Raw genomic sequence first — 13,028 nt, forward strand, 5'->3', positions numbered from 1 at the left:
ATGGGGAGATCTGCAATGCCGAACGTCTGGAAACGCCGAAGTCTCAGCCGGAACATGCAGGTCATCTGGCTCGGTATGCTGGCGCTGTTGGCCCTGGCGGGCTGCGCGACGGCCCCGAGCGCTTCTTCCCCGGGCCCTGATGGAACGGCGCCCGCTGCCAAACCGGCCCCGATCGCCCTGGTCATCGGCGACTCGCAGGCCAACGCCGGCAATGCCGTCCCGACGAGCGACTCGTGGGTCTCCCAGGGCCTCGCCCAGGCCGGCTACGTGCCCAGGATCGAGGGCTACGGCGGAACCGGTTTCCTGAAGGGCCGCCCCCAGGACGGACACCCGTCCTACCGGGAATCGCTGAAGAAGGGTGTCTACGACCTGCCCGAAAACAACGTCGGCCTCGTCGTCGTGCAGGGCGGCGGCAACGACCTCAAGTATCCCGACCGCAAGATCGAGGCGGCCGCCTCGGACACTGTAGAGATGCTGAAGTTGAAATATCCAGACGTGCCCTTTGCCGTCGTAAGCCCGTTGAATCAGGGCGGCGACCCGGCCTCACGCCGCGTCGAAGTAAGCAAGATCCTCGCGAACGTGGCGGAGCAGCAGGACGCGGCCTTCATCGACGCCACGGGCTGGGTAGCGGAGAAGCGTCTGGCCCGGTATCTGTACGAGGACGGCCTGCACCTCAAGCCCGAAGGGCACAGCCTTCTGGCCCCGGTGTTTGCCGAGGCCCTGCACGACGCCGGACTCGCCGCCGTCGCGCCCGCCAACGAAGGGTGAGCCGCATCTGGCGAAGCCCGGCTGCCCCGTGCCGGAACTTCCTCTAGCGACCAGTCCTTAGATGGACGATGCGATCCAGATGATCAACGCAATGGCTATCAGGATGCCGACGATGGTCCAGATCAGATTGCTGCCGCGCATGGTGCTACCTCCCTTCATTGCGAGAACTCCATTGTGCTCCCGCGGCCGCCGTTTCGTCCCCGAAATCGGGAAAAATTGAGGTTCCAGCCTCGTCCGGTGGCGGCGCCGGCGAACAGTCAGCTCAGGAAGGTGTAGGCAGCGGCCACCGCGGTGGCTAGGACCAGCAGGCCCACGATCGTGTTCCCGATCGCCCGATGAGTTGCCGGGCTCATGCGGCTCCACTTGCGGCGCAGTCGTCGAAGGTTCATTGCAGTTTCCCCACCTAGTTCGTCCTGCAGCGCAGGCTGTCCCATTCGCATCAAACCATCAACCCCCAAGCTACAGGACCAGAACCCTCGCGCGTATGGAACAAGTCACACCGCACGCAGCAGTGATCCCGGGGTCCATGAGGGCCCCGGGATCACTAGTGCATAAATGGGTTCAGACGGCCGACGCTTCCAGCTCCTCGCCGAGCGCCGAGATGCCCTTGTCTCGGTTGACCATCAGCGCCAGCAGGTCGAACACCACGGTGGCCGCGGCGAGCGTGGTGATGTCGGCGTGGTCGTAGGCCGGCGCCACCTCCACCACGTCCGCGCCGACGATGTTGATGCCGTTCAGCCCGCGCAGCAGGGCCAGCAGCTCCCTCGAGTGCAGGCCGCCCATCTCCGGCGTCCCGGTCCCCGGCGCGAAGGACGGATCCAGCACGTCGATGTCGATGGACACGTAGACCGGCGTATCGCCCAACCGCTCCTTGATCCGCTGCACCGCCGCCGGCACGCCGATCACGTCCAGATCGGAGCAGCGGATGATCTGGAAGCCGAACTCGTGGTCGCGGAGGAAGTCGTCGCGGTCGTAGACCGGGCCGCGGATGCCGATGTGCATGGACTTGTCCTCGACCAGCAGGCCTTCCTCAAAGGCGCGGCGGAACATCGTTCCGTGCGTGACCGGCTGGTCGAAGTACGTGTCCCAGGTGTCCAGGTGCGCGTCAAAGTGCAGCAGCGCCACCGGCCCGCGGGCCTTGTTCAGCGCCCGCAGCATCGGCAGGGCGATGGTGTGGTCGCCGCCGATGGAGATCAGCCGCTTGCCCTCCCCCAGCAGCGGCAGCGCCTGCTCCTCGATCTCGCGCACGGCACGGGTGATGTCGTACGGGGTGCAGGCGATGTCGCCGGCGTCCACCACCTGGGTCTCGTTGACGGGCACGACGTCGAGCTCGACGTGGTAGCCGGGCCGCAGCAGCCGGGAGGCCTCCCGGACTCCCGCCGGACCGAACCGGGCGCCCGGACGGAAGGAGGTGCCGCCATCGAACGGGACGCCGACGATCGCGATGTCATAGTCCGGGACGCGGTCGATCTGCGGCAACCGGGCGAAGGTGCCCAGGCCCGCGTAACGGGGAACCTTGGTGGCGTCGACGGGGCCGATCGGCTGGTGGTTGGTCATGGGTGCTCCTTTGCGTGGTGTACGTGGGTTACTTGACGACGGCGGCGGGGGCCGCGGGCGCTGGGTCCGAGGTAAGTTCGTGCAGGGTCTTGTTCGCGGTCTCCGGGGCCAGCAGGAACGTGGCGGCCAGCCCGACCAGCGAGATCACCGCGCCGATCATCAGCGAGCCGGCGGCGCCGAAGTTGAGGATCGCGAGCGGCATCAGGTAGGTGCTGGCCGCCGAGCCGACCCGGCTGATCGCGGTGCCGAAGCCCACCGCCGTGGCGCGGACCTCGGTGGGGAACAGCTCGTTCGGGTAGACGACCTCCAGGAAGCTGGAGGCGCCGGAGGCCAGCGCGAACACGGCCAGGGCCAGGAACAGCGGGCCGGCCTGGACGTCCGGGATGAAGACCGGGATCGCCAGCGCCACCGAGATGATGCCGAACGTCCACAGCAGCAGTCGGCGCCGGCCGATCTTCTCCACCAGCCACAGCCCGGGCACGCCGCCCACCACAAACAGCATCGAGATCAGGAAGGACCCGCCGTAGAGGTTCGCGTCGCCGGTCATGCCGAAGGAGGCCAGCAGGTCCGGGGCGAAGGTGTAGACCGCGAAGAGCGGGATCACCTGGGCCGTCCAGAAGATCGAGACGAAGAGGGTCCGCTTCCAGTACTGGCCCCTGAAGATGTCCGCGAAGCGGCCCTGCTTCGATTCGCCGGCGGCGTCCGAGGACACGTCGGAGATGTCGTACTGCTGGCCGTACACCTTCTTGATCACGGCCCGGGCCTCATCCACCCGCCCGCGGGAGAGCAGCCAGCGCGGCGACTCCGGCGTGCCCAGACGGCACAGCAGCGTGATGATGGCGAAGACCGCGGGGCTGGCCACCATGATCCGCCACGCGTCCGGTCCCGTGTCCCGCAGCAGGAAGCCGACGGCGTATGCCACGGCTGCGCCGACGGCCCAGACTACGAACGTCGCGCCAAGCAGGCGCCCGCGCACCTTCTTGGGCAGGAACTCCGCCAGCAGGGACGTCGCAATCGGGTAGTCCGCGCCGATGGCCATGCCGAGGAAGAACCGGCACAGGACCACCTGCCACACCTCGGTGGCGAAGCCGTTGAGCAGCGAGAAGACCGCCAGCGCGATTAGGTCCGCGATGTACATCTTGTGCCGGCCGATCTTGTCCGTGAGCCAGCCGAAGAGGCCGCCGCCGAAGAAGATGCCGACCAGACTCGCGGCCCCGATCAGCCCGATCTCGCCGGGGCTGAGGTCCAGCCCGGGGGTCATGGTGATCAGCGCGATGCCGATGATCGACAGCGCGTAGCCGTCGATGAACGGGCCGCCCGAGGCGAAGAAGGTCAGCCGCTTGTGGAACCTGGTCAGCGGGGCGTCGTCAATGAGGTTGCCTGTTGCGCTCATTGCAGCTCTCTCTCGTGAATGCTCGCACCGGAGCGGGAATATCGTGAACCCATCATTCGTGACCGGGCTCACGCGTCCTATACGCTGATTGACTACAAACGGACCAAGGGTCCATACATTTGTCTAAACAACGACGACGGCGCTCAAGTTGGGCGCGGAAGGGAGCCTTGCGTGTCCATCACCGTGTCCGAGCTGCTGGCCGAGCCGCAGCTGGGGCTGAGCCTGCTCGCGGGCGAGGCCGGCCTGCAGCACCGGATCACCTGGGCGCACACCTCGGACCTGCCGCGGCTGTGGGAGTGGGTCACGGGCGGCGAGCTGATGATGACCAACGGCCTGTCCATCCCGGCCGATCCGGCCGACAAGGTTGAGCTCGCAGAGGCTCTGGTCGCCGCCGGCGCGAGCGCGCTGGCCATCGGCGAGAAGATGCACGCCCCCGCGCTGACCGCCGAGTTCATCGAGGCCTGCGACCGGCTGCCCATGCCGGTCCTCAACGTGCCGTATCCGCTGCCCTTCATCGCCATCGCCAAGTCGGTCGCCGAGTCCTCGCTGCTGGAGGAATCGCGCCGGCTGCGCCAGACGGCCCGAATCTATGACCTGCTGCGGCTGGCCGGCGCTCCGGACCAGTGGCAGGCACTCACGCAGGGGCTGGCCGCCGAGCTGTATTCCCGGCTATTCGTGGTGGACCGGGACTGTCACCACCCGTGGCATCCCGGAGGCGCGCCGCTCCCCCAACCCCTGGCCGAGGCGCTGCGGCCGTACATCAGCTCTGCGCCGACGGCGGGCAAGAAGTTCCAATGGCACAGCACGGCCGCGGGCCACCTGCTGATGATGGACGTTCCCACGCACGACGACGCGCTGCTCGTCGTCGTCCCGAACTCCGAGCCGCATCCGGACGCCGTCGTCCTGCTCCACGCCGCCTCGGTGCTCGGGCTGGAGCTTTCCCGCACCATGCTCGCCCTCGAAGACGAGCGCCGGCTGGGCGCCGAGTTCCTGGCGCAGGCCCTTGACGGCCGCTACGGTGCAGCGGAAATGGAGCGACAGCTGAAGAAGTTCGGCCTGTCACCGGACCGCTTCGTTGTCGCCTCGGTGCGAGGCCTGGAGCGTGAGCACTTCTCTAGCATCCCCGTGGACCTGTGGCGCCACGGCCTCCCGTTCATCAGCCTCCAGCAAGCCGACACCCTGCACCTGCTCCTGCCGGACTCCCCCGACGACGGCCTGCTGCACGCCCTGCCCGAGGACGCCCGGATCGGCATCAGCCGCCCGACCGGCGCAGCAGGACTCGGGCACGCCCTGCAGGAATCCCTCTGGGCCGCCGGCACCGCCACCCGCACCGGCGAGCGGCTCGTCCGCTACGAAGAAGGCCCCAGCTGGCTGGGGTTAACCGCCGTCGAAGAAGGCCAGGCCCTGGTCCAGCGCCTGCTCGGCCCGCTCCTCGAACATGACCGGGACAAACAATCAGAGCTCGTCAGGACGCTGCGCACCTATCTCGAGCAGCAGCGCTCCTGGCAGAAGACCGCCGCCGCCCTCTTCACCCACCGCCAGACCGTCATCTACCGCATCCGCCGCATCGGCGAGCTCATCGGCCTCGACATGACCGAAACCGCCTCCCTCGCCCAGCTCTGGTTCGCCCTCCAGATCCACGACGCCATGGCTTCGCAGCAGCAGGCCGGCCAGGCCTAGTTACGGAGGGCTGGCTCCAGCGCGGCCTGCTCGCTGGCAAGCAAAGCGTGCGTGTCTTCTAGCGCCGCGATGTCGTCGGGTATGACGGAGCCGTATTCACGCTCCAGCCAGTCCCGCAGTTCTCCGCCGAAGCTGCTGGTCTCCACTGCCAGGGTCACGACTGTCTTGATATAGCTGAGCTTGTCTCCTGTGTCGTACCGTCGACCGGAGAAAACCACCCCGTAGACACCGCCGCCCTCTCCGTCGTACTGGGCCAACGTCTGCAGCGCGTCTGTGAGCTGGATTTCCCCGCCACGGCCGGGCTCCGTCTTCTCCAGCACATCGAAGACTGCTGGGTGCAAGACATAACGGCCGATGACGGCGAGGTTGGATGGCGCATCATCCGCAGAGGGCTTTTCGACCAGCGAGTTGATCGAAAAGAAGCTCTCGCCCTCGACCTGTTTGACGTCGGCGCATCCGTAGGCACTGATCTGCTCCGGCTCGACTTCCATCAGGGCAATGACGGAGCCGCCTGTCTCCTGCTGGACCCTGATCATCTCATCCAGCACGTTGTCTCGCGCGTCGATCAGATCGTCACCTAACAGCACCGCGAACGGCTCGTCTCCGACATGCAGCCGGCTCCGCAGTACGGCGTGGCCGAGTCCTTTCGGGTCGCCTTGCCGCACGTAGTGGATGTCAGCCAAGCCGGATGCTTCACGAACCAGTCCGAGCTTCTTCTGGTCGTCCTTCTGTTCCAAAACCCACTCGAGGTTCGGCACCCGATCAAAATGGTCCTCGAGGGGGCGCTTGTTACGCCCAGTGATCATGAGGACATCAGAAATCCCGCTCCGCACGGCTTCTTCCACCACATACTGAATGGCCGGCTTATCCACCACGGGAAGCATTTCCTTCGGCATCGCCTTCGTCGCGGGAAGGAACCGAGTGCCAAGTCCAGCGGCAGGTATAACGGCTTTTTTGATCATGATTCTCCCCTTGAAATGCTGAGCGCAAGGCCGAACTGCTCTTGCTCGGTGAAACGTTAGCGCGGCCGGAGAACCATCAGCCTCGTTCGGTGTTAACAGGCAGTAAACAAAGAACGCGGGCTGGAATACGTGCTCATAGCTAAGTTAGAGAACCACCTTTGATGATTCCCTTCAATTTGACGCTCTCCTCCTCCGGAACGAACTCATTGTCGGAACCTTAGTCAGATTCGGGGTCGCGGAACGAAAGCCTTGTCTTTGAAGTACTCGTCAGAAGAAACTTCGCTGACGGAGGGGGACCATGTCCGGTGAACTATCGACGTCCCTAGCGACATCTGCCTAGGACTGTGGTTCCCCGCTGATCGCCAAGTTAGTTTGCAGACCACCGCGCTCATCCTTAGCTCCACCACGAACGACGGTGAGACTCACTGTCGTGCCAGGCCCGTGACGCCGCTCGGGTGCTCGCCTTGATCTCCGACTGCCTCTCCGCCTCCACCGGTACCTGGAAATCCGTCCCCGATCTCCCCAACGTGCGAGCCTCCGTGCAGTCCGCGGCAGCCACGGCGGCCACTCCGGGCTCGAGATCGCCGACACCTGCTACGGGAGGGACAAGACCCGCCAGCTCCGCGTCTTCGGCCGCTTCTTCCGCTCCATTTCCGCCGCACCGGCATCCACAGCGTTGGCCTCCGCCGAGTGGACGTCGAGAAAATCGTCGAGCGCCACGGCGGCTCCATCGACGTCAGCAGCGTTGCAGCCGACGGACGGAAACGATGGCGGACAAAGGGTTGCGGCCGGTTGGTCGCCTTCCGCCGTAGGAAGATCCGAAGTACCCCGTTGACATACTTTCGCCCACCTTTGGAATGAATATGCGCGGCAGGACGCTAGCATCGGCGTGGGGAGACGTTCAGTAGCCGGGAGACATATGGGCAGGTAAATGCCCTTCTTCACACCGTCCCGGGTATGAAGCGAGCTAAGTGAGAGGCCAAAAACGGTAATGCCTGGGACAACGAGCGCGACGATGCTCAAGTTCGGTTGGATCTCACGATGGGGTCTATCCATATGATCGCTAGCGACTGATCGCCGCTCCAATACGCGGTTTCAGTGGTACTACCTGCTTTTAGCGCTGATCCTTGTTGACGCGCCCATGGGAAGCCCTTCGAGGCCGGTGTTATTCGGCGTTGAATCGTTACCGTATGCTGTGGCACATGAGTCTCAAATCCGATCTTTCCGCCGATTACCGGGTGAATAAGCGGCTGCTAGGCCGCATCACCGTGACTGCGTTTCGTGTCAACCGGTGGGCGCACCGCAGCCGGGCACGCAAGCTGAAGCGAGTCCTCGCGAAGGCTCTGGACGTAGTGTGGATGCAGGGCGTTGTCGGGGCTGACATGCCGGGGCGCGTCCATTGCGGCCCAGGGCTACGGTTGCCACACGGCGGGCGCGGGATCGCGATACACCCGAATGTGAGGATCGGCGCCGGTGTTGCCTTCTACCATCGGGTGACCCTGCGCGGCTTCGGGCACGACAGAACAAACGTGCCGACGGTTGGAGACGGAGTACTATTCTGCGTGAACTCCGCCGCCGTTGGGCGCGTAAACGTCGGGAACAACGTCACCGTTGGTGCGGGGACCGTCATCAGTAGCGATGTTCCGGACGGGGCCACCGCCGTGGGCGCGAAGGCCCGTTATCTCGGACTGAGCGACTAGGATCCGGCCATAACACCGTTGACTCCACCGCCACCCTCTCAATGACCCTTGGGTCCGGGTTCGGACCGACCGAGCAACGTCTGGTCAACTATCGGCCTTCGAGAACGGCTTCCTAACAGCGGGCGGCCAGGTCTGCAACGGAGGTGAAGAGGTGCAGTACCCAGCTTGGGTGGCGGCGCGTGCCAGTCCCACGGCCAGATGTGTCTTGCCTGTCGACGGGACGACTAGCGACACTTTTCTGGCGGTTGCGCTCCAGCTGCACACCCGCAACTTGCCAAGAAGGATCTCATTGATGCCGGTAACGTGGTGGGTGCTGAAAGCGTCGAGGATTTTTCAGTGGGCAGGTTTGCGAACCCCAAAAGATGAGTTGGTCTATCCCGTCAGCCCGTGTGTGGTCAGAGAGCACCGGCGAGGGGGTCCGCCACGTCAAGGGATAGAAACGAAATAAAAAATCGTAATGAGAGGATTGGGAATTTCGATGAGCGCCGTGGTCTCGTCCCTGTCGACAAGTGGTGGCAAGGCCAAAGCGCAGTGCTATCTCTTGGATTGGGCATGCGGAACCGTCCTCATCGAAGTCGACCAAGCAGGCGCTCTGGATGACCGTCGATAGCCGATCCTTCGATGCCCTCTCGGCCGTAGCCTCGGCGGAGGACTTTCACATCCATATGCGGGAAGCGGGTCCCGTAGTATCACTTTTGTGCTCTTGTGCGACTGACCGTGCAACCAACAACGGAATGCTCAGCAAATACCCTGCTACAGCACACGTGCATGACCTGCCATAGCACCGCAAAGAATTCTTGAGGTACGAATGAAGGACACAGTATTGGGCAAGCACAGAGTGGTCTCGACGCGACTAGGACACTGCGCATGGGTGCTGGTGGCATTCTGCGTCCCTGTGGAAAGAATGATCACTTCTTCCGTAAGTCCACTTGTGTTCGAACTGGTCATCGTCCTCCTGGTCCTTTCAGCCTCCTTTGGTCGGGTATCAATTCCCAGCGGGGGCCGAAGCTGGTACATCGTCATGTTCTTGTGCGCGGCAGGAGGCTTCATTTCGGGCTTCAATTCAAGTATGGCCGCCAGCACGCTTACAGGTGCCCTGCTTGGCACGCTCCTTGGGATTTCGCCTTTCGTCCTTAGCTACTACATCCGTCACAGTAAGCATTTCTCACGGAACGTGATCGTCGCATTCCTCGGTTCCCAAACCATCTCTGCATGTCTAGGACTTCTTCAACTGAGCGGCAACGCTATTCTCGGACAAACTGCAAGACTTGGGAGAATAAACGGGCTGGCAGGACATCCGAACGTCCTGGGCATTATGGCCGTGATAGCCGTCCTGATTTTGACCGGATTAATCCTAAGCGGTCGGGTGAACCGCGTCCTTGCCGTTCTTCCTTTGCTTTCCATCAACACGTTTGCACTGATCTTTACGGGCAGCCTTAGTTCTATGCTCTCACTGGGAGTAGGACTAATCGTCCTTCTGATTGCCGTCCGGGCGATGTTTCGAACGGTGTTGTCGGCAATTGTCTGTTTTTTGATGGTTGGGGTCCTCTACATCGGCCAAGGCCCTCAAGAATTGGGTTTGGCTACTGTCGTGACCGACAGAATCGACGTAGTTACGGGAAACTCTGACTCAGGTACCGCGTCCTTGGATGTCCGAGAACAAACCTACGCCCATGCGTGGAACTACATTATGAACGAGAGTTGGTTCGTCGGTGTGGGCATGGACGGAATGAATGCGGGCACGTTCGACGGCTTCACGGTCGTTCACAACTTTCTTCTTCGATCTTGGTATCAGGGCGGTTTTCTGCTCTTCCTCGCGGCAATTATTGTCACCGGCAATGCACTTCTGCTCATTGGCAGATCCCTAAGATACAAGAGGGTTCCCCTAGGCGGTGCCGTCTTGGCCGCCCTGGCCACCTTCAGCGCGACCGCGGCATTCTACACTCAGTATCAGTACTGGCTTCCAGTACTCTTTATCTTTGCATTACAGCAAGTAAAACTGCCAACGAACCGAAAAGAAAACGATCGGAAAGCGATCGCGTACGGAAAAGGCACCCTTCCCCATGGCGTACACGCGCCGACACCTGGCAGTTACCAGAAATCAAGATAGCTGTCATGCGATCTCGTCTATAGTGCCCACCGCGGACACCGTCGGCAGAGCGAGCAGATCGCTGTGCGCTAAGCGGTGCTGGCCGCGACCAGACCTAATGCTTTTCGCCCTACTCTGTACCGCCGATCCTGGCCCAGTGCCACGCACTCGGCCATCCTCTCCTTGATCAGTGCGGCCCCGGCTCGAGGAGCCGTCCGGGCAGGTGGCGATAGCTAGGAACTCGGCTTTCCCGGGCAGAATGTGGCACAGATCGGTAATCAGCCTGGATCTTTTCTTCATGGTCGGAGAAGGATTCGTCGATGATGGACGGCAGCCAAGGAGGGCCAAGCCTTGGCTGGCGACCTCGACCGGCCCGCCGGCGCCCACGAGCATGATCACCACCGTCCCAGGTGTCTGGCATCTGGGAAGTCGAAGACCGATGCGAAGGACGGGTTCATCATCGCCTAGACCGCCCGATCGATGCCGCACTCCCTACAGACAGTTGACCGGGACAGCCAGGTCCTGGTGGCGCTGAAGATCCTCTTCGGCTTCGACGCGAACCTGACCCGCGTGCACCTGCGCGATCAACCGCCTGCGGTCGCTGCTGCTGCGGACATTCCCCGGTATTAGAACGCGTCTTCAGAACGCGTCTTCCCGGTGACGCGCTGACGAGGGTTCTGGTGCTGGACATGCTCATTGAGTATGTCGGTCCGTTGGCCTGCGGGCGGCCGGACGGGGCAACGTACTGCGCTGGCCACGTAACCACAACCGGAAGGATCCGATGCACCTGATCGACGCATTCTTCATTGCGCTCGGCGAACAGAGCGTGACCGTGACAGGCGCCGAAGCAGTGGAGTTAGTCATCCAGGGGTTTCCGGCCAGATCAAGGAACTGAGGCAGCAAAGGGCAATTTCGACTTCCCTATTTCCTGAGTCTTGATGTCCATGCCAGGAGCAGACATCAGGACCGCCGCAACGATACTCCTGACCATCGACGACGGAAGCAGTTCGAAACCGCCGGACACTCGGCTGCCTATACGGCATTGCACCGGTCACGCGTCGTTCCGCAACGTCGATCTGCGGTGAATTTTTTGCCCCCTCCTGGAATAAGCAACTCAAGATCGCTCTGTTCAGATCCGCGTGGGTTGCTTCCTACATGCTCCGCCTTTCATTGGTATAGACGGCAGCGCAGGGTCAATAGCAGGTAATGCCACAATCATCTATGGCTGTCCTTTACGGGCGCTTACGAGCTGCGAAAAAAGAGGTTACGGGCGTATCGTCGAATACACTCTGTCTGGATGGTAAGCAGTGCAACGCACCCTAGCGAATCATGAATGATGCCTCATTTGAGCCAGCCTAGGCAAACCAATAGCCTCGCTTTAGCAGCCATAGATCTCATGAACGCCCGAAGTGCGCCAAACCCTGTCTGACCAAGTTCATCGTTGTGCGTCCATGTGCCGACAACTTCCAGCTTATCAGGAGGTAAGCAGCAACTCCCACTATCGCCATTGCCACTTGCAGCCAATAGTCCACCATAACTAATGTCGCCGCAAAGCAGATCAAAGATACAGGTGCGACAAATATTGCCACCGTCAGAAAGCCTTGTCGGAGGAGCGGCTTCGCCTTAACACCAGTGGCACGAGCACACCATCCAACCGCAAGTAGCCAATTCACGAAATAGCCGATCGAATGTCCGATAGCAACGCCTACCGGCCCCCAAGGAAGACCAGCAAGCATCAGACCGACGATGATTGGCTGCGACCAAGCATAAAATCGCAACTGCGAAGTTGTCTTATCCTTGGCGAGGAAAGCCCAGAAAGTGACCTGATTCAAACCACGGAAGATACCTCCGACTGCCAAAATTTGGAAAACCACGACCATGCTTTCCCAGCCTGGACCGAAGACCAGAGGAATCAAGGCATCTGCCAGGCCGAGGGCGGATCCGTAGATAAGTCCTAGTCCCAGGCCCCCCAGCAATTGGCCCTGCCCTAGGTAACGTTCAAATCTTATGGGCTGATCTGCAACTCGGGTAAGAACAGGCACAGCTACACGAGTCATAGGTGCCGCAATTTGATTTAGTGGCAGCATCAGTACTTGATAGGCCCGGCTATATATACCCAATGGGCCCGGCCCCCAAAAAAAGCCCAGGGCAAGGTTGTCCGCATTCTTTGTGAAGTATGCAATAGCCTGAGTCCCAAAGACTCCCAGACCAAAGTTTAGAAAACTTCGGATAGATTCATGCCGGCTCGGCAGACCAGGAAACCACCTACCAAAAATGACAGCCAGTACGACTCCTGAAAACACTGCCGCTATTTGCTGAACCACGAGGACCCAGTAGTCAGCGCCTACGAAGGAGGCGTAGACCAAGGCGGACGCTAGACCAAAAACAACCGGTAAAGTGTCGACTATCGCCAACGCTCGAAACCTTAGGGAACGATTTATTTCAGCGCGAAACTGGGTGGCAAATCCTGACAAGGGAAACGTCACTGCCAGCGCTTCCACGATTCCCGTCAATTCGGGTTGTCGGAATAGCGCAGCTATGGGCCCAGCGGACAGAAACGCAATGATTCCTAGGACAATCCCCAAAAGCAAATTAATCCAAAATAGGTTTGACTTCTGTCTGCGAGAAATCTTCGTTGCTCGGGACGCAGCCGAAGACAGGCCGAAATCTCGAAAGAGTTCTCCAAAGGCTATTAGGCTCGCAACTACCGCGTATAGACCAAAGTCTTCCGGTCGAAGGATCCGCGCTAGAACTACTGTCGAAACAAGTAGAACAAAAATCCTGATCCCTTGGCCAGCCAACGTTGCCGAGGCACCGCGCACCGCCCTGCCGCCAAGGTCATCTGTAGTTGGTGCCGCACTCATCTCGCCTCCAGTGAT

Annotated in this window: 12 protein-coding genes; 5 read left to right on the forward strand and 7 right to left on the reverse strand. The window is 61.5% G+C overall.

The window, feature by feature from the left end; translation table 11 throughout:
* The first annotated feature begins 15 nt into the window (after positions 1 to 15).
* The gene (locus tag OC550_RS01215; protein WP_262103490.1) at positions 16 to 768 is read left to right on the forward strand and encodes an SGNH/GDSL hydrolase family protein; all 753 of its coding nucleotides are present in this window, start codon (positions 16 to 18) and stop codon (positions 766 to 768) included.
* Between the two features lie 257 nt (positions 769 to 1,025).
* Here the strand turns inward: OC550_RS01215 and OC550_RS01220 are convergent, their stop codons facing one another.
* From OC550_RS01220 to OC550_RS01230, 3 genes are all read right to left on the reverse strand, one after another.
* Positions 1,026 to 1,157 carry a hypothetical protein gene (locus OC550_RS01220; protein ID WP_262103491.1) on the reverse strand — a complete coding sequence of 44 codons (132 nt, stop codon included), beginning with the start codon at positions 1,155 to 1,157 and terminating at the stop codon, positions 1,026 to 1,028.
* Positions 1,158 to 1,329: 172 nt separating this feature from the next.
* Complete coding sequence (gene speB, locus OC550_RS01225; RefSeq protein WP_262103492.1) at positions 1,330 to 2,325, reverse strand: agmatinase; 996 nt, start codon at positions 2,323 to 2,325, stop codon at positions 1,330 to 1,332.
* A 28-nt stretch (positions 2,326 to 2,353) separates the two neighbouring features.
* A complete protein-coding gene (locus OC550_RS01230) occupies positions 2,354 to 3,718 on the reverse strand; it encodes an MFS transporter (protein WP_262103493.1) in 1,365 nt (454 codons plus the stop codon).
* A 171-nt stretch (positions 3,719 to 3,889) separates the two neighbouring features.
* On the opposite strand from OC550_RS01230, the gene OC550_RS01235 reads away from it, so the two are divergent.
* A complete protein-coding gene (locus OC550_RS01235; RefSeq protein ID WP_262103494.1) occupies positions 3,890 to 5,398 on the forward strand; it encodes a PucR family transcriptional regulator in 1,509 nt (502 codons plus the stop codon).
* On the opposite strand, the gene galU is transcribed toward OC550_RS01235, so the two are convergent.
* Together galU and OC550_RS01245 are read right to left on the reverse strand one after the other, a co-directional pair.
* Positions 5,395 to 6,360: a UTP--glucose-1-phosphate uridylyltransferase GalU gene (gene galU, locus OC550_RS01240; RefSeq protein ID WP_262103495.1), complete on the reverse strand. Its 966-nt coding sequence runs from the start codon at positions 6,358 to 6,360 to the stop codon at positions 5,395 to 5,397. The two genes, OC550_RS01235 and galU, sit on opposite strands and share 4 nt — an antisense overlap.
* A gap of 594 nt (positions 6,361 to 6,954) precedes the next feature.
* A complete protein-coding gene (locus OC550_RS01245; protein WP_262103496.1) occupies positions 6,955 to 7,080 on the reverse strand; it encodes a hypothetical protein in 126 nt (41 codons plus the stop codon).
* 482 nt (positions 7,081 to 7,562) lie between these two features.
* Between OC550_RS01245 and OC550_RS01250 the strand changes: the two genes are divergently transcribed.
* The gene (locus OC550_RS01250; protein ID WP_262103497.1) at positions 7,563 to 8,060 is read left to right on the forward strand and encodes a hypothetical protein; all 498 of its coding nucleotides are present in this window, start codon (positions 7,563 to 7,565) and stop codon (positions 8,058 to 8,060) included.
* Between the two features lie 84 nt (positions 8,061 to 8,144).
* Here the strand turns inward: OC550_RS01250 and OC550_RS22335 are convergent, their stop codons facing one another.
* Positions 8,145 to 8,330 carry a hypothetical protein gene (locus OC550_RS22335; protein ID WP_368736931.1) on the reverse strand — a complete coding sequence of 62 codons (186 nt, stop codon included), beginning with the start codon at positions 8,328 to 8,330 and terminating at the stop codon, positions 8,145 to 8,147.
* A gap of 538 nt (positions 8,331 to 8,868) precedes the next feature.
* Here OC550_RS22335 and OC550_RS01260 point away from each other — a divergent pair.
* Complete coding sequence (locus tag OC550_RS01260) at positions 8,869 to 10,170, forward strand: O-antigen ligase (RefSeq protein WP_262103498.1); 1,302 nt, start codon at positions 8,869 to 8,871, stop codon at positions 10,168 to 10,170.
* 459 nt (positions 10,171 to 10,629) lie between these two features.
* Entirely contained in the window at positions 10,630 to 10,779 is a 150-nt protein-coding gene (locus OC550_RS01265) for a hypothetical protein (protein WP_262103499.1), read from the forward strand.
* 764 nt (positions 10,780 to 11,543) lie between these two features.
* Here the strand turns inward: OC550_RS01265 and OC550_RS01270 are convergent.
* Positions 11,544 to 13,013 carry a lipopolysaccharide biosynthesis protein gene (locus OC550_RS01270; RefSeq protein WP_262103500.1) on the reverse strand — a complete coding sequence of 490 codons (1,470 nt, stop codon included), beginning with the start codon at positions 13,011 to 13,013 and terminating at the stop codon, positions 11,544 to 11,546.
* Positions 13,014 to 13,028: the final 15 nt, after the last annotated feature.

Origin of the sequence: Arthrobacter sp. Marseille-P9274, from assembly GCF_946892675.1 — a bacterium.
Classification (GTDB): Bacteria; Actinomycetota; Actinomycetes; order Actinomycetales; family Micrococcaceae; genus Crystallibacter.